General features: G+C 66.8%; 14 protein-coding genes. 13 read left to right on the forward strand and 1 reads right to left on the reverse strand.

All coding sequences use genetic code 11. The annotated features are described in order from the left end of the window. The first annotated feature begins 62 nt into the window (after window positions 1–62). The 13 genes from ACZ9H4_RS07395 (at window position 63) to ACZ9H4_RS07455 (ending at window position 14,839) form a co-directional block, all read left to right on the forward strand. On the forward strand, window positions 63–1,037 hold the full coding sequence (locus ACZ9H4_RS07395; RefSeq protein WP_476118614.1) for a quinone oxidoreductase family protein: 975 nt from the start codon (window positions 63–65) through the stop codon (window positions 1,035–1,037). A 192-nt stretch (window positions 1,038–1,229) separates the two neighbouring features. After that, window positions 1,230–1,343: a hypothetical protein gene (locus ACZ9H4_RS07400; RefSeq protein WP_042327528.1), complete on the forward strand. Its 114-nt coding sequence runs from the start codon at window positions 1,230–1,232 to the stop codon at window positions 1,341–1,343. Further along, a complete protein-coding gene (kdpF, locus tag ACZ9H4_RS07405; protein WP_011487462.1) occupies window positions 1,340–1,432 on the forward strand; it encodes a K(+)-transporting ATPase subunit F in 93 nt (30 codons plus the stop codon). Before ACZ9H4_RS07400 ends, kdpF begins: the two co-directional genes overlap by 4 nt. Then, window positions 1,429–3,234 carry a potassium-transporting ATPase subunit KdpA gene (kdpA, locus tag ACZ9H4_RS07410; protein ID WP_476118615.1) on the forward strand — a complete coding sequence of 602 codons (1,806 nt, stop codon included), beginning with the start codon at window positions 1,429–1,431 and terminating at the stop codon, window positions 3,232–3,234. The genes kdpF and kdpA overlap by 4 nt, the downstream gene beginning before the upstream one ends. A gap of 77 nt (window positions 3,235–3,311) precedes the next feature. Beyond that, the gene (gene kdpB, locus ACZ9H4_RS07415; RefSeq protein ID WP_408148514.1) at window positions 3,312–5,423 is read left to right on the forward strand and encodes a potassium-transporting ATPase subunit KdpB; all 2,112 of its coding nucleotides are present in this window, start codon (window positions 3,312–3,314) and stop codon (window positions 5,421–5,423) included. 37 nt (window positions 5,424–5,460) lie between these two features. Beyond that, the gene (kdpC, locus tag ACZ9H4_RS07420; protein WP_408148516.1) at window positions 5,461–6,039 is read left to right on the forward strand and encodes a potassium-transporting ATPase subunit KdpC; all 579 of its coding nucleotides are present in this window, start codon (window positions 5,461–5,463) and stop codon (window positions 6,037–6,039) included. Between the two features lie 185 nt (window positions 6,040–6,224). After that, the gene (locus tag ACZ9H4_RS07425; RefSeq protein WP_476118617.1) at window positions 6,225–9,107 is read left to right on the forward strand and encodes a DUF4118 domain-containing protein; all 2,883 of its coding nucleotides are present in this window, start codon (window positions 6,225–6,227) and stop codon (window positions 9,105–9,107) included. Beyond that, entirely contained in the window at window positions 9,100–9,798 is a 699-nt protein-coding gene (kdpE, locus tag ACZ9H4_RS07430) for a two-component system response regulator KdpE (protein WP_408148520.1), read from the forward strand. The genes ACZ9H4_RS07425 and kdpE overlap by 8 nt, the downstream gene beginning before the upstream one ends. A gap of 112 nt (window positions 9,799–9,910) precedes the next feature. After that, entirely contained in the window at window positions 9,911–10,231 is a 321-nt protein-coding gene (gene sugE, locus ACZ9H4_RS07435) for a quaternary ammonium compound efflux SMR transporter SugE (RefSeq protein ID WP_408153984.1), read from the forward strand. Between the two features lie 315 nt (window positions 10,232–10,546). Continuing rightward, window positions 10,547–11,158 carry a DUF4126 domain-containing protein gene (locus tag ACZ9H4_RS07440; RefSeq protein WP_408148524.1) on the forward strand — a complete coding sequence of 204 codons (612 nt, stop codon included), beginning with the start codon at window positions 10,547–10,549 and terminating at the stop codon, window positions 11,156–11,158. After that, entirely contained in the window at window positions 11,155–13,746 is a 2,592-nt protein-coding gene (locus ACZ9H4_RS07445) for an ABC transporter permease (protein WP_476118618.1), read from the forward strand. The genes ACZ9H4_RS07440 and ACZ9H4_RS07445 overlap by 4 nt, the downstream gene beginning before the upstream one ends. 27 nt (window positions 13,747–13,773) lie before the next feature. Beyond that, window positions 13,774–14,187 carry a group II truncated hemoglobin gene (locus tag ACZ9H4_RS07450; RefSeq protein ID WP_408148528.1) on the forward strand — a complete coding sequence of 138 codons (414 nt, stop codon included), beginning with the start codon at window positions 13,774–13,776 and terminating at the stop codon, window positions 14,185–14,187. Then, window positions 14,180–14,839: a DUF924 family protein gene (locus ACZ9H4_RS07455; RefSeq protein WP_476118620.1), complete on the forward strand. Its 660-nt coding sequence runs from the start codon at window positions 14,180–14,182 to the stop codon at window positions 14,837–14,839. The genes ACZ9H4_RS07450 and ACZ9H4_RS07455 overlap by 8 nt, the downstream gene beginning before the upstream one ends. 28 nt (window positions 14,840–14,867) lie before the next feature. Here ACZ9H4_RS07455 and ACZ9H4_RS07460 read toward each other — a convergent pair whose 3' ends face one another. Continuing rightward, entirely contained in the window at window positions 14,868–15,614 is a 747-nt protein-coding gene (locus ACZ9H4_RS07460; protein ID WP_408148532.1) for an SDR family oxidoreductase, read from the reverse strand. Between the last annotated feature and the right edge of the window lie 74 nt (window positions 15,615–15,688).

Here is a 15,688-nt window from a genome sequence, read left to right on the forward strand (position 1 = left end):
CGGTGATCTGAACGAGACGCGAACAACGCTCGAATAACTAACACCTGCCTCAAGGAGACGTGATGGTCAAAGCAATCCGATTCGATAAAACCGGCGGCCCGGAGGTGATGAAATGGGTCGACGTCGAAGTGGGCGAGCCTGGCGCCGGCGAGATTCGCATCAGGCAGACGGCGGTCGGGCTGAACTATATCGACGTGTATTTCCGCACTGGCCTGTATCCGCTGCCGTTGCCGGGCGGCCTCGGCATGGAGGCCGCCGGCGAGGTCAGCGCGGTCGGGCCGGGCGTGACGGAACTGAAAACGGGCGACCGCGTCGCCTACGTGGCGCGCCCGCCTGGCGCGTACACGCAGGAGCGCGTGCTGCCGGCCTCGCAGGTCGTCAAGGTGCCCGACGCGCTGAGCGACGAGCAGGCCGCCTCGGCGATGCTGCAGGGCCTGACCGCGCAATATCTGCTGCGCCGCACGTATCCCGTGAAGGCCGGCGACACGATCCTCATTCAGGCCGCGGCGGGCGGCGTGGGTCTGCTCGCGTGCCAGTGGGCCAAGGCGCTCGGCGCGACGGTGATCGGCACGGTCGGCTCCGATGAAAAAGCGGAGATCGCGAAAGCGCATGGCTGCGATCACGCGATCGTCTACACGCGCGAGAATTTCACGAAGCGCGTGCGCGAGATCACTAACGGCGCGGGCGTGCCGGTGGTGTACGACTCGATCGGCAAGGACACGTTTACGGGCTCGCTCGACTGCCTCGCGCCGCTCGGCATGTTCGTGAGTTTCGGCAATGCGTCGGGGCCGCTGCCGCCGCTCGATTCGTCGGAATTCGCCGGACGCGGCTCGCTGTTCTTCACGCGCCCGACGCTCTTCACCTATATCGCGAAGCGTGCCGATTACGAGGCGATGTCGGCGGAACTGTTCGACGTGCTCGCCTCGGGCAAGGTCAAGACGAGCATCAACCAGCGTTACGCGCTGGCGGACGTCGGGCAGGCTCACGCGGATCTCGAAGGACGCCGCACCACGGGCTCGACGGTGCTGCTGCCGTAAGCGCCGGATAGCAGGGCGCGGCCGCCTCGACACGGCCCAGCACGTCCCAACCCGCAAGGCCGCTCCATCGCAGGATGGAGCGGCCTTGTCCGTTTACACGATTTTTATACGTGCACCTTCACCTTTGACCCGTCCTTTACGCGCCAAGGCATACCGTTGCACCTATCCAAAGTCCGTGAGTGGAGAACAAAAATGGATGTGTTGTATGTCGGGGGGCTGGTGCTGTTTGCCGCGCTGACCTTTGCATTGATCGGTGGCTGCGAGAAGTTGATGCAGTTCCGTCGCGGCCAGGGAGCGCGGTCATGAACTGGATCCTCTGGTTGTCCGGCGCGGCCACCGCGCTGCTGTTTGTTTATCTGGTCTATGCGCTGTTGCGCGCGGAGGACATTGAATGAACTCGAACAATGTCCTGCAGGCGGGCCTGTTCATCGTCGTGCTGCTGGCCGCCGCGGTGCCGATGGCCCGCTATCTCGGCGCGGTGATGGACGGCAGCTCGCGCGTGGTCCGTTGGGGCGGTCCGCTCGAACGTTTGCTGTATCGCATCGCGGGCGTCGATCCGTCGGCGGAAATGGGCTGGAAGCATTACGCGATCGCCACGATCGCGTTCAACGTGCTCGGCGTGGCCTGCCTTTACGTGCTGTTGCGCGTGCAAGGCTGGCTACCGGGCAATCCGCAGCAGTTCGGCGCGATGTCGGTCGACAGCGCGTTCAACACGGCGGTCAGTTTCGTGACCAATACGAACTGGCAGGATTATTCGCCTGAACAGACCGTCGGCTATCTGACGCAGATGCTCGGCCTGACCGTGCAGAACTTCTTCTCCGCGGCGACCGGCATCGTGGTCGTGATTGCGCTGATCCGCGGCTTCGCGCGTCATACCGCGCAAACCATCGGCAACTTCTGGGTCGACGTCACGCGGGTGACGCTGTACGTGTTGCTGCCGATGTCGATGATCGTCGCCGCGCTGCTGATGAGCCAGGGCGTGATCCAGAACTTCAAGGCCTATCAGGACGTGCCGACGCTGCAAACCACCACCTATGCCGCGCCGAAACTCGACGCGCAAGGCAATCCGGTGAAGGACGCGAAGGGCAATCCGGTCACGGTCGATACGCCGGTGAAGACGCAGACCATCGCGATGGGCCCGGTGGCGTCGCAGGAAGCGATCAAGATGCTCGGCACCAACGGTGGCGGCTTCTTCAACGGCAACTCGGCGCATCCGTTCGAAAACCCGACGCCGTTCTCGAACTTCCTGCAGATACTCTCGATCCTGATCATCCCTGCCGCCTTGGCGCTGGTGTTCGGCCGCGTGATCGGTGACCGCAAGCAGGGCGTGGCCGTGCTTGCGGCGATGACGATCGGCTTCGGCGTCTGCGTGTTCGGCGAGATCGGCGCGGAGCAGGGCGGCAATCCGGCGCTCACCGCGCTGCATATCGATCAGTCGGCGAATGCGTTGCAGTCGGGCGGCAATGCGGAAGGCAAGGAAACGCGCTTCGGCATCGCGCAGTCGGGCATCTTCACGGTCGCGACCACGGCGGCGTCGTGCGGCGCGGTCACGAATACGCACGACTCGCTGACGCCGATCGGCGGTCTCTATCCGATGCTGCTGATGCAGCTCGGCGAGGTGATCTTCGGCGGCGTGGGCTCCGGCATGTACGGGATGCTCGTGTTCGCGATGCTGGCCGTGTTCGTCGCAGGCCTGATGATCGGCCGCACGCCCGAATACGTCGGCAAGAAGATCGAGGCGTACGAGATGAAGATGGTGTCGATCGTCGTGCTGCTCACGCCGCTGCTGGTGCTGGTGGGCACGTCGATCGCCGTGTTGAGCAGCGCGGGCACGGCCGGCATTTTCAACCCCGGCGCGCACGGCTTCTCCGAAATCCTCTACGCGTTCAGCTCGGCGGCGAACAACAACGGCAGCGCGTTCGCCGGCCTCTCCGTGAACACGCCGTTCTACAACTGGCTCACCGCGATCGCGATGTGGTTCGGCCGCTTCGGCACGATCATCCCGGTGCTCGCGATCGCCGGCTCGCTTGCCGCGAAGAAGCGCATCGGCGTGACCGGCGGCACGCTGCCGACGCACGGCCCGCTGTTCGTCGTGCTGCTGCTCGGCACGGTGCTGCTGGTCGGCGCGCTGACCTATGTGCCGGCGCTCGCGCTGGGTCCGGGCGTCGAGCATCTGATGATGATGGGCGCGCATTGAGGCGGCCCATCGACGTGACACGGGCGGCCAGCGATTGACCAGGCACACGTTACGCGATAACGGTATTCGAGGATTCAATGACTGAACATAATGCAACGAGGTCCATGTTCGACCCGGCGCTGCTGCGCCCGGCGATCGTGGACTCCTTCAAAAAACTCACGCCGCGCACGCAGTTCCGCAATCCGGTGATGTTCTGCGTGTACGTCGGCAGCATTCTGACGACCATTCTGTGGATCGCCGCGCTCGGCGGCCAGGCCGAGGCGCCCGCGGGCTTCATTCTCGCGGTCACGTTGTGGCTGTGGTTCACCGTGCTGTTCGCGAACTTCGCGGAAGCGCTCGCCGAAGGCCGTTCGAAGGCCCAGGCGGCGTCGCTGCGCAGCGCGAAAAAAGACGTGATGGCCAAGAAGCTCAACGAGCCGCATCCGAAGTCGCCGATCCGCATTCTGACGGCGTCCGATCTGCGTAAGGGCGACGTTGTGCTGATCGAAACCGGCGACGTGATTCCGGCCGACGGCGAAGTGATCGACGGCGTCGCTTCGGTTGACGAATCGGCGATCACCGGCGAATCCGCGCCGGTGATCCGCGAGTCGGGCGGCGACTTTTCATCGGTGACGGGCGGCACGCGCGTGCTGTCGGACTGGATCGTCGTGCGCGTCACGGCGAACCCGGGCGAGGCGTTCCTCGATCGCATGATCGCGATGGTCGAAGGCGCGAAACGTCAGAAGACGCCGAACGAAATCGCGCTGACGATCCTGCTGGTCGCGCTGACCATCGTGATGCTGCTCGCCACCGCGACGCTGTTGCCGTTCTCGATGTTCTCGGTGCAGGCCGCGCATGCGGGCCACGTGGTGACGATCACGGCGCTCGTCGCGCTGCTGGTGTGTCTGATTCCGACCACCATCGGCGGGCTGTTGTCGGCGATCGGCGTGGCGGGCATGAGCCGCATGATGCAGGCCAACGTGATCGCCACCTCGGGCCGTGCGGTGGAAGCCGCCGGCGACGTCGACGTGCTGCTGCTCGACAAAACCGGCACGATCACGCTCGGCAACCGTCAGGCATCGCAGTTCGTCCCGGCGCCGGGCGTGACCGAAGAAGCGCTCGCGGACGCCGCACAGCTCTCGTCGCTCGCCGATGAAACGCCGGAAGGCCGCAGCATCGTCGTGCTCGCGAAGCAGCGCTTCAACATCCGCCAACGCGACATGGCTTCGCTGAATGCGCTGTTCCTCGCGTTCACCGCGCAAACGCGGATGAGCGGCGTCGACCTGTCTCCCAGCGACAGCTCCGGCGCGCCGGGCCGCGAAATCCGCAAGGGCGCGGCCGACGCGGTGAAGCACTACGTCGAGGCCAACGGCGGCCGCTTCCCGAACGAAGTCAGCAACGCGGTGGCCGAGGTCGCGCGGCGCGGCAGCACGCCGTTGGTGGTGGCCGAGAAGCTCACCGCGCAGAACGCACGCGTGCTCGGTGTGATCGAGTTGAAGGACGTCGTGAAGGGCGGCATCAAGGAGCGCTTCGCAGAACTGCGCAAGATGGGCATCAAGACAGTGATGGTGACCGGCGACAACCGGCTGACCGCGGCGGCGATCGCCGCCGAGGCCGGCGTCGACGATTTCCTCGCCGAAGCGACGCCCGAAGCGAAGCTTGCGACGATCCGCGCGCACCAGGCCGAAGGGCGCCTCGTGGCGATGACCGGCGACGGCACCAACGACGCCCCGGCGCTCGCGCAGGCCGACGTCGCGGTGGCGATGAACACCGGCACCCAGGCCGCGAAAGAGGCCGGCAACATGGTCGACCTCGACTCGAATCCGACCAAACTGATCGAGATCGTCGAGATCGGCAAGCAGATGCTGATGACGCGCGGCTCGCTCACCACGTTCTCGATCGCCAACGACGTCGCCAAATACTTCGCGATCATTCCGGCCGCGTTCGCCACCACTTATCCGGCGCTGAACGCGCTGAACGTGATGCACCTGGCCACGCCGGCCTCGGCGATCATGTCGGCGGTGATTTTCAATGCGCTCGTGATCGTGCTGCTGATTCCGCTCGCGCTCAAGGGCGTGCGTTATCGCGCGCTGGGCGCGGCGATCCTGTTGCGGCGCAATCTGCTGGTCTACGGTTTGGGCGGGATCATCGTGCCGTTCATCGGCATCAAGCTGATCGATATGGTGCTGGCCGCGTTCGGCTGGGTTTGAAGCCCGGCTGCTTCGAAAGCAAAAGGAACCACTCATCATGAAAAATCTGTTTCGTCCGTTGCTCGTGATCTTCGCGGTGCTCACCGTGTTCACGGGTCTCGCTTACCCCGCGGTGATGACCGCCTTCGGTCAGGCCGCTTTCCACGATCAGGCGAACGGCAGCCTGATCGAACAGAACGGCAAGCTGGTCGGCTCGCAACTGATCGGCCAGCAGTTCGACGCGCCGCAGTACTTCTGGGGCCGTTTGTCGGCCACCAGCCCGATGCCGTATAACGCGCAGGGTTCGAGCGGCTCGAACCTCGGGCCGACCAACCCGGCGCTGCTCGACGAAGTGAAGGGCCGGCTCGACGCGTTGAAGGCGGCGGGCACCGATATGTCGAACCCGGTGCCGGTCGATCTGGTGACCTCGTCGGGCAGCGGTCTCGATCCGGAGATCAGCCCGGCGGCCGCGGCCTATCAGATCGGGCGCGTCGCAGCCGCGCGCAAGCTCGCGCCGAACGACGTGCAGGCGCTGGTCGACCGTTATACGACCGGCCGTCAGTTCGGCATTCTCGGTGAGCCGCGTGTGAACGTGCTGAAGCTGAATCTGGCGCTCGACGAAATGAAACGCGGCTAGCTGATCTCGCGTACGCGCGCTTCGCGGCGAGGCGCCGCGGCTCGCAAAGGCGGCGTCCGCGTGACGCCGCCTTTGCTTTTGCTATTTTCCTTCGCGGCACCCGGCCGCGCCGCGATTTGCGGGCCGGCGGCGACCGTGCCACCATGCGGATACCGCCGCTCGCACGACTATGAAAACTACTGAGCATGAACCGCCCCGATCCTGACGAACTGCTCGACAAGCTGCAGCGCGACGAAGAAAAACGTCTGCGCGGCCGGCTGAAGATTTTCTTCGGCGCGTCGGCCGGCGTGGGCAAAACCTACGCGATGCTGCAGGCCGCGCGCCGCCGCCATGACGAAGGCGCGGACGTCGTGATCGGCATCGCCGAAACGCATGGCCGCAGCGAAACCGCCGCGCTGCTCGACGGCCTCGAGGTGCTGCCGCTCGCGCATATCGAGTATCGCGGCCGCAAGCTCGGCGAGTTCGATCTCGACGCCGCGCTCGCGCGCAAGCCGCAGCTGATTCTGGTCGACGAACTCGCGCATTCGAACGTGCAGGGCGCGCGCCATCTGAAGCGCTGGCAGGACGTGCACGAACTGCTCGACGCGGGCATCGACGTCTATACGACGGTCAACGTCCAGCACCTCGAAAGCCTGAACGACGTGGTCGGCCAGATCACCGGCATCCGCGTGTGGGAGACGGTGCCGGACCGCGTGTTCGACCACGCCGACGAAGTCACGCTGGTCGACCTGCCCGCCGAGGAACTGCTCGACCGGATGCGCGACGGCAAGGTGTATTTGCCGCAGCAGGCCGAGCGCGCGGTGCGCAACTTCTTTCGCAAGGGCAATCTGATCGCGCTGCGCGAGCTGGCGTTGCGCCGCACCGCGGACCGCGTCGATGCGCAGATGCGGGAATATCGCGCGGACCGTTCGATTCAGCGCATCTGGCAGGCGCGCGAGCGCTTGCTGGTGTGCGTGGGTCCGGGCCCGGAGGCGCCCGCGCTGGTGCGCGCGGCGGCGCGCCTTGCCGCCAGCCTGAAAGCCGACTGGCTCGCCGTCTATGTGGAAACGCCGGCGCTGCAACGTCTGCCCGATGCGCGCCGCGAACGCACGCTGAACGCGTTGAAGCTCGCCGCCGAACTCGGCGCCGAAACCGCGACGCTCGCAGGCACCGATGCGGTCACCGCGCTGATCGGCTATGCGCAGGCGCGCAACGTGTCGAAGCTGGTGGCGGGCGCATCGTCGCGCACGGGGCCGAGGCGCTGGCTGTGCCGGCCGTTCGGCGAGCGCATCGCCGAGCGCGCGGGCGAACTCGATCTCACGCTGATTCGCGCGTCGGCGGAACGTGATGGCGGTGAGCCGCGGCGCCTGTTGAACACCACCGCGAACGCATGGCGCGAGGCGCTGAGCGCGGCGCGCGAACGCCGTTCGCCGCCGCGCGCATACGGGCTCGCGCTGCTGATCTGCGCGGCCGTCACGCTGCTGTCGAGCCAGCTGATCGACCGTATCGATCTGGCCAACCTCGTGATGCTGTATCTGCTCGGCGTGATCTTCACGGCGGTGAAGCTGGGACGCGGGCCGGGCGTCGTGCTGTCGTTCCTGAGCGTGGCCGCGTTCGATTTCTTCTTCGTGCCGCCACGCATGTCGCTGTCGGTGTCCGACACGCAATACCTGCTGACCTTCTTCGGCATGCTGCTGACCTCGCTCGTGATCAGCCATCTGACTTCGAGCCTGCGCCACGAGGCGAGCGTCGCGCGGCGCCGCGAGCAACGCACCGGCGCGATGTACGCGATGGCGCGCGAACTCGCGGCGGCGCTGACCACCGAGCAGATCGTCGGGATCGGCAGCCGGCACGTGAGCGAGGTGTTCGGCGCGCGCGTCGCGATCCTGCTGCCGGATAGCGTCGATCAGGTCAAACAGAAGATCGAGGACCCCGACGCGGCGATTACGCTCGAAGGCGAACTGCTCGACCTCGACGTCGGCCAGTGGGTCTACGATCAGCAGAAGCCGGCCGGTCACGGCACCGATACCTTGCCCGCCGCGGCCGCGCTGTATCTGCCGCTGAAGGCGCCGATGCGCACGCGCGGCGTGCTCGCGGTCGTGCTGCGCGACGAGCGCGAGCTGGACGTGCCCGAGCAGCAACGCATGCTCGACGCGTTCGCCGCGCAGATCGCGCTGGCGCTCGAGCGGGTGCATTACGTCGACATCGCGCGCGATGCGCTCGTCAACATGGAGTCGGAGCGCCTGCGCAACTCGCTGCTCTCCGCGATCTCGCACGATCTGCGCACGCCGTTGACGACCATCGTCGGCTTTTCGTCGATGCTGGCGCAAACGCGCAAGACGCCCACCGAAGCCGGTACGCCGATGCAACCGGCCGACGACCTCGTCGACGCGATTCACGAGGAAGCGCTGCGCATGACCGGCATCGTCACCAATCTGCTCGACATGGCCCGCCTGCAGGCGGGCAGTCTGCAACTGAACCGGCAGTGGACGCTGCTCGAAGAAACGGTGGGCGCGGCGCTGCGTGCGTGCAAACGCGTGCTGGCGGGTCATCCGGTGCAGGTCAGACTGCCCGCCGATCTGCCGCTGCTCAATCTCGACGCGGTGCTGATGGAGCGGCTCTTCTCGAACCTGTTCGAGAACGCGGCCAAGTACACCGCGCCGGGGACGCCGCTGACGATCGGCGCGCAACGCATCGACGCGGACGACACGCCGTTCGTGCGCGTCACCGTCGACGACGACGGCCCCGGCCTGCCCGCCGGCATGGAAGCGCGCGTGTTCGAGAAATTCACGCGCGGCGAGAAGGAATCGGCCAAGCCGGGCATCGGCTTGGGGCTCGCGATCTGCCGCGCGATCGTCGAGGCGCACGGCGGTACAATCGGCGCGCTCAACCGGCTGTCGGCGGACGGCCGCATCGCCGGGGCGCGCTTCTGGTTCACGCTGCCGGCGGACACGCCGCCCGACGCGCCGGATGCGCTGGAAGACGAAGGCGCCGAGCCGTTGGCGCATGCCGATCTCCTCGCCGACCCTCACACCGGCGCCGAGCGCGCCGCCACCCTCAATCCGCTGGCCAAGCCGACCCATGAGTGAGCCGAGCATCACCGTTGTTCTGATTGAAGACGAAAAACAGATTCGCCGTTTCGTACGCACCGCGCTGGAAGGCGAGGGCATCGTCGTGCACGACGCCGAAACCGGCAAGCAGGGTCTCGTCGAAGCCGCGACCCGTAAGCCGGATCTGGTGATCGTGGATCTCGGCTTGCCCGACACCGACGGTCTCGACGTGATCCGCGAACTGCGCGGCTGGAGCGAGCTGCCGGTGATCGTGCTGTCGGCGCGCACCCAGGAGAGCGAGAAGGTCGCCGCGCTCGACGCCGGCGCGGACGATTATCTGACCAAGCCGTTCGGCGTGTCCGAGTTGCTCGCGCGCATCCGCGCGCAGATGCGGCGGCGCAATCACGGCGGCGCGAACGAGTCGCCGCAGGTGCGCTTCGGCGCGGTCACGGTCGATCTCGCCTTGCGCCAGGTCACGCGTGACGGCGCCGCGATCCATCTGACGCCCATCGAATACCGGCTGCTCGCGACGCTCGTGCGCCATGCCGGGCGCGTGCTGACTCACCGGCAGCTGCTGCGCGACGTGTGGGGGCCCTCGCATGTCGAGAGCCACCACTATCTGCGCATCTACATGGCGCATCTGCGCGGCAAGCTGGAGCGCGATCCGGCGCAGCCGGAACATATCATCACGGAAACCGGCGTCGGTTATCGGCTGGTGGGCGCGGTGTGAGCCTGCTTCGAAGCGGCGCGCGCGTCGCTTCGATATAATTACGCTCTGTAAGGACGACCTTACGCTTTTGCTACGAACGGGGACGGCCCCATTTTTTTCATGGAGCTGTCTCGTGTCCTGGTTTCTTCTGCTGATTGCCGGTTTGCTCGAAGTCGCGTGGGCGGCCGGTCTCAAGACCTCCGAAGGTTTCACCCGGCTGTGGCCGTCCGTGTTCACGATCGTGACCGCGCTCGGCAGCTTCGCGCTGCTCGCCGTCGCGATGCGCCAGTTGCCGCTCGGCACGGCCTATGCGGTGTGGACGGGGATCGGCGCGGTCGGCGCATTCATCTTCGGCGTCGTGATGATGGGCGAGGCGCTGAGCGTCGCGCGCGTCGCCAGCGCGGCGCTGATCGTGATTGGCTTGATCGGGCTGAAGCTGTCGTCGGGGCATTGAACGCCGGGCTGCCATGCCGCGCGTCGGAGCCCCGCTGGTCGGTTCCGCGCGGCAAATCCGGCTGAAGCGGGGGAATCTGACCGAGCCTGGGTGAGCGCACCGGCGTCTGCCCCGCGCCACACCGGCGCCGCCGATTGTTCGCCGCTCTACGTCCTACGAATTAACGTGGCTATAATGAAACCGAATCCAACCTGACATTGCCCGCGGCCTCCATGGCGCGGCCGGCTTGGCGCGGGTCTGACGACTTCGGTGTGGGGCTTCTCCTGTCCCGGCCCGCCGAAGCGCCCGGCACGCACAGCGCGCCTGGAGGCGGCCATGCTTGAATCACTTTCGCTTGCTGCAGGCCTTTCGTGGGGCAGCGGTCTGCGCCTCTATCTGACAGTTCTGCTCGCCGGCGTGTTCGAACGCCTCGGTTTCATCCATCTTCCCGATACGCTGTCCGCCCTGTCTTCGCCGTGGGTAATCGGCGCGGCGGCCGTCCTGACGCTCACCGAATTCCTCGCCGACAAGATTCCCGCGTTCGATTCGCTATGGGACGCGGTCCATACGTTCATCCGCATTCCGGCCGGCGCCGTGCTCGCGGCCGGCGCGCTCGGCCATGCCGATCCGGCGCTGCTGACGGTCGCCGCGCTCGCGGGCGGCACGCTGGCGGGCACCGCGCATCTGGCGAAGGCGGGCACGCGCGCGCTGATCAATCTGTCGCCGGAGCCGGTGTCGAACGTGGTCACCTCGACCGCCGAGGACGGCCTCGTGTTCGGCGGCATGCTGCTCGCGCTGTTCGTGCCGCTCGTGTTCCTCGTGCTGATGGTGGGCTTCCTGGTGCTGGCCGGCTGGGCGTTGCCGCGGCTCTGGCGCGGCGTGCAGGGCGGCTTTCGCGGCATGGCTACGCACATGGTGTCGCGTCTTGCCAGGAGCAGGCACGATTGAGCGATACGGTACGAGGTTCTTTGGCGCGCGCTGACTCGACGCCCGCACGCCGGTTCGGCGGCACGGATCTGCTGCGTCAGGCCATCCGTATGACGGCGCGCGACTGGCGCGCCGGCGAATTGACGATGCTGCTGCTGGCGCTGGTTCTGGCCGTCGCGGCGTTGTCGAGCGTCGGCTTTCTGGCCGACCGCCTGCATCAGGGGCTCGAGCGCGATGCGCGGCGCATGATCGCCGCGGATTTCATCGTGCGCGCCGATCATCCGGTCGATCCGCAATTCGCCGCGCAAGCCAAAGCGCTCGGCTTGAACACCGCCAGCACGGCGATCTTCCCCAGCATGATCAATTCGACCGGCGCGTCTGGCGCGCAGCCGGTCTCGCGCCTCGCCGCGATCAAGGCGGTGTCGCCGGGTTATCCGCTGCGCGGCGCAGTGCGGATCGCATCGGCGCCCGGCGCGCCGGACCATCCCGCGCAATCGATTCCGGCGCCCGGCACCGTGTGGGTCGATCAGGCATTGCTCGACGCGTTGAAGCTGCATGTGGGCGACACCGTGAAAGTCGGCAACCGCAGCTTCACGATCGGCGCGCTGATCACCCGTGAACTGGACCGCGGCTTTTCGTTCGTCAACTTCTCGCCGCGTTTGATGCTGCGCGCCGACGAAGTGCAGTCGACCGGCCTCATCACCTTCGGCAGCCGCGTGACTTACCGGTTGCTGGTGGCGGGTGCGGACGCGTCGGTGGCGAAGTTCGCGCAGTTCGCGCACGGCAAGGTGGACGACGGCAAGATGCGCGGCGTCGCGCTCGAATCGTTGCAGGACGGTCAGCCGCAAGTGCGCCAGACGCTCGATCGCGCGAGTCATTTCCTCACGCTCGTGTCGCTGCTCACCGCGCTGCTCGCGGCCGTGGCGATCGCGATGGCCGCGCACCGCTACATGCGCCGGCATCTGGACGGCTGCGCGGCGATGCGCTGTCTCGGCGTGAGCCAGGCCGCGCTGCGCGCGCTGTTCACGCTGGAGTTCGTCGGGCTTGGCGTGATCGGCGGCGCGCTGGGTGTCGCGCTCGGTTATCTCGGGCATCTCGCGTTGCTGATGTGGCTCGGCAGTCTGATCGACGTCGCGCTGCCGTACCCGACTGTGTGGCCCGCGCTTCAGGGCATCGCGGCTGGCCTCGTGCTGCTGCTCGGTTTTGCGCTGCCGCCGCTGTTGCCGCTCACGCGCGTGCCGCCGGTGCGCGTGCTGCGCCGCGAGTGGGGCGAAGCGGGGCGCACTGCGTGGGCCGCCTACGCGCTTGGCATCGCGCTGTTCGCCGCGTTGCTGATCGTCGCGGCGGGCGAGTTGAAGCTCGGCGGGATCGTCGCGGGCGGCTTTGCCGGCGGGCTGCTGGTGTTCGCGTGCATCGCGCGGCTCGCGCTGTGGGGTGCGGCGCGCCTCGTGCGCAGCGAGCGCGTGAACGCGGGGATCGGCTGGCGGTATGCGCTGGCGTCGCTGGAGCGGCGCAGCAGCGCGAGCGCGTTGCAGATCACCGCGCTCGGCATCGGCCTGATGTGCCTGCTGCTGATCGCGATGACGCGCAACGACCTCGTGCAAGGCTGGCGCAAATCGACGCCGCCGGATGCGCCGAACGAATTCATCATCGACATCCAGCCTGATCAGCGCGACGCGGTCACGCACTATCTGGACACACACGGCGTGCCGGGCACGGTGCTCTCGCCGATGGTGCGAGGGCGGCTCACGGCGATCAACGGCAAGCCGGTCAATCCGGATTCGTTCAAGGGCAACGACGCGAAGCGCCTCGTGGACCGCGAATTCAATCTGTCGTACACGACCGAGCTGCCCGACGACAACCGCGTGGCCGCAGGCACCTGGTACGGCGACACGAAGACGCCGCAGATCTCGATCGAGCAGGGGCTCGCCAAACTGATCGACGTGAAGCCCGGCGACGTGCTGCGCTTCGACGTGACCGGCTTGCAGATCGACGCGCCGGTGACGAGCGTGCGCAAGCTCGACTGGGGGTCGTTCAAGGTCAACTTCTTCGTGCTGATGCCGCCCGCCGCGTTGCAGGATTTCCCGGCGACCTTCATCACGAGCTTTCATCTGCCGCAGGAAAAGCAGACGACCATCGACGGCCTGATCGGCGCTTATCCGAACCTCACGGCCATCGACACTGGTCCGATCCTCGCGCAGATTCAGCGCGTGTTGCAGCAGGTGATCGGCGCAGTGCAGTTCCTGTTCGCGTTCACGCTGGCGGCAGGCGTGCTGGTGTTGTACGCGGCGCTCGCCGGCACGCGCGACGAGCGTATGCGAGAATCCGCGCTGCTGCGCGCGCTCGGCGCATCGCATCGACAGGTGCGCGCGGTGCAGATTGCCGAGTTCGTCGCGGTTGGCGCGCTGGCCGGGGCAATGGCCGCGGTGGGCGCGCAGATCATCGGCTGGGTGTTGGCGACGCGGGTGTTCGAGTTCTATCTGAGCTTCAATCCGTGGCTGTTGCCGGCGGGGATCGCCGCGGGCGTCGCCTGTGCCGGCGTCGGCGGCTGGCTGAGCTTGCGGCATGTGTTGGCGCGCCCCGCGTTGCAGTCGCTGCGGGATGCGTGATTTTTCTTATCCGTTGATGAGCAGGTTATGAGTGATTTGAACGACGAAGTGTCCGCGGCGCAGCCGACGGCCTTCGATCTGGTGGGCGGCGAAGCGCGCGTGCGCGAACTGGTCGACCGGTTTTACGACCTGATGGATCTGGAACAGGATTTCGCCGGGATTCGGGCTTTGCATCCGGAATCGCTCGACGGTTCGCGCGACAAGTTTTTCTGGTTCCTGTGCGGCTGGCTCGGCGGTCCCGATCACTACATCAGCCGCTTTGGCCATCCGCGTCTGCGCGCAAGGCATTTGCCGTTTGCGATCGCGTCGAGCGAGCGGGATCAGTGGCTCAGGTGCATGGCATGGGCGATGGAGGACATCGGCCTCGCCGAGCCGCTGCGCGAGCGCCTGCTCGGCTCGTTTTTCGAAACCGCCGACTGGATGCGCAACCGCAATGGCTGACGAATCCGGCGCGACGTCATACTCGACGTCGGTCGACTACATGGGCCTCGCGCCGCAAGCGCGCGCGGTTCTCGACTGCTGGTTCGATGCGCCGGATGCGCCGCACTTCGGCGAGGAGCACAAGCGCTGGTTTTCCCGCGACGAAGTGTTCGATGCGATGCTGCGGGAACGCTTTGGTGCGTTGATCGACGCGGCGGTTGATGCGTCGAGCCACAACGCGAGCGCCACCTCGCTCGACCACTGGCAGGCCACGTCACTCGGCGCGTTGGCGCTCATCATCGTGCTGGACCAGTTCTCGCGCAATTGCCACCGCAACACGCCGCGAGCGTTCGCCGCCGATCAGAAGGCACTGCGCATCGCGCAACAGATGATCGCCGGCGGCGCCGATCGCCTGTTGCCGACCGTGCATCATCGCGCGTTCGCCTATCTGCCGTTCGAACACGACGAGACGCTCGCGAGCCAGCGCGAATCGCTGCGTCTGTTCAAGCGGCTCGAAGCGGAGCCGGGCGGCAAGTCGTACTACCGGTTTGCCGTGCGGCATGCGGAAATCATCGAGCGTTTCGGGCGCTTTCCGCATCGCAATGGGGTGCTTGGGCGCTCGTCGACGGACGAGGAGCGCGCATTTCTGCGCGAACGCGGTTCGTCTTTCTAAGGCCGCTCTCGAGACCCGTCGTCAGTCGTCAGCGTCCGCCGGAGACGTCGATCAACGCACCGCTCACGTACGAGGCAGCGTCGCTCAGCAGCCAGACGATCATTTCAGCCACTTCATCCGCGCTGCCCGGGCGGCCGAGCGGCGTGGTCGCGCCGAGTTGCGCGGCGCGCTCGGGCTTGCCGCCGCTCGCGTGGATTTCGGTGTCGATCAGGCCGGGGCGCACCGCGTTCACGCGCACGCCTCGCGGGCCGAGTTCCTTGGCGAGGCCGAGCGTCATCGTGTCGATCGCGCCTTTCGAGCCGGCGTAATCGACGTATTCGTTCGGCGAGCCGAGGCGCGCCGCCGCCGACGAGATATTGACGATCACACCGCCCACGCCGCCGCGATCGGTCGACATGCGCCGCGCGGCTTCGCGCGCGCACAGGTACGCGCCGAGCACGTTGACATCGAACATGCGCTTCAGGCGCGCGAAGTCCATGTCGGCGAGCGCGCTCGACGGCGCGACGATTCCCGCGTTGTTGACGAGCGCGTCGATCTTGCCGAATTTCTGCTGGAGCGTGTCGAACATCGCGATCACGTCCGCTTCGTTCGCGACGTCGCCTTCGATCGCCACGGCGCGGCCGCCGGCGCGCTCCACTTCAGCGACGGTGGCCTCCGCGGCGGCCAGATTCCGCGCGTAATTCACGCCGACGCACCAGCCGCGCGCGCCAAGCAGACGCGCGCTTGCGCGGCCAATGCCGCGGCTGCCACCGGTGATCAGAACGGCTTTTGTCATCGCAACCTCATCGTTCGGGTGAGGGCCGCGCGAACGGCGCGGCCGGTGGGACGAGCGCCTGAGCGGGCGCGTGG

The sequence above is a fragment of the Paraburkholderia sp. TE9906 genome (genome assembly GCF_056279605.1).

Excerpts from the sequence above, each read along its gene's own strand:
- ACZ9H4_RS07395 (WP_476118614.1), top strand. The coding sequence starts at position 63 with ATGGTCAAAGCAATCCGATTCGATAAAACCGGCGGCCCGGAGGTGATG.
- ACZ9H4_RS07400 (WP_042327528.1), top strand. The coding sequence starts at position 1,230 with ATGGATGTGTTGTATGTCGGGGGGCTGGTGCTGTTTGCCGCGCTGACC.
- kdpF (WP_011487462.1), top strand. The coding sequence starts at position 1,340 with ATGAACTGGATCCTCTGGTTGTCCGGCGCGGCCACCGCGCTGCTGTTT.
- kdpA (WP_476118615.1), top strand. The coding sequence starts at position 1,429 with ATGAACTCGAACAATGTCCTGCAGGCGGGCCTGTTCATCGTCGTGCTG.
- kdpB (WP_408148514.1), top strand. The coding sequence starts at position 3,312 with ATGACTGAACATAATGCAACGAGGTCCATGTTCGACCCGGCGCTGCTG.
- kdpC (WP_408148516.1), top strand. The coding sequence starts at position 5,461 with ATGAAAAATCTGTTTCGTCCGTTGCTCGTGATCTTCGCGGTGCTCACC.
- ACZ9H4_RS07425 (WP_476118617.1), top strand. The coding sequence starts at position 6,225 with ATGAACCGCCCCGATCCTGACGAACTGCTCGACAAGCTGCAGCGCGAC.
- kdpE (WP_408148520.1), top strand. The coding sequence starts at position 9,100 with ATGAGTGAGCCGAGCATCACCGTTGTTCTGATTGAAGACGAAAAACAG.
- ACZ9H4_RS07440 (WP_408148524.1), top strand. The coding sequence starts at position 10,547 with ATGCTTGAATCACTTTCGCTTGCTGCAGGCCTTTCGTGGGGCAGCGGT.
- ACZ9H4_RS07450 (WP_408148528.1), top strand. The coding sequence starts at position 13,774 with ATGAGTGATTTGAACGACGAAGTGTCCGCGGCGCAGCCGACGGCCTTC.
- ACZ9H4_RS07455 (WP_476118620.1), top strand. The coding sequence starts at position 14,180 with ATGGCTGACGAATCCGGCGCGACGTCATACTCGACGTCGGTCGACTAC.
- ACZ9H4_RS07460 (WP_408148532.1), bottom strand. The coding sequence starts at position 15,614 with ATGACAAAAGCCGTTCTGATCACCGGTGGCAGCCGCGGCATTGGCCGC.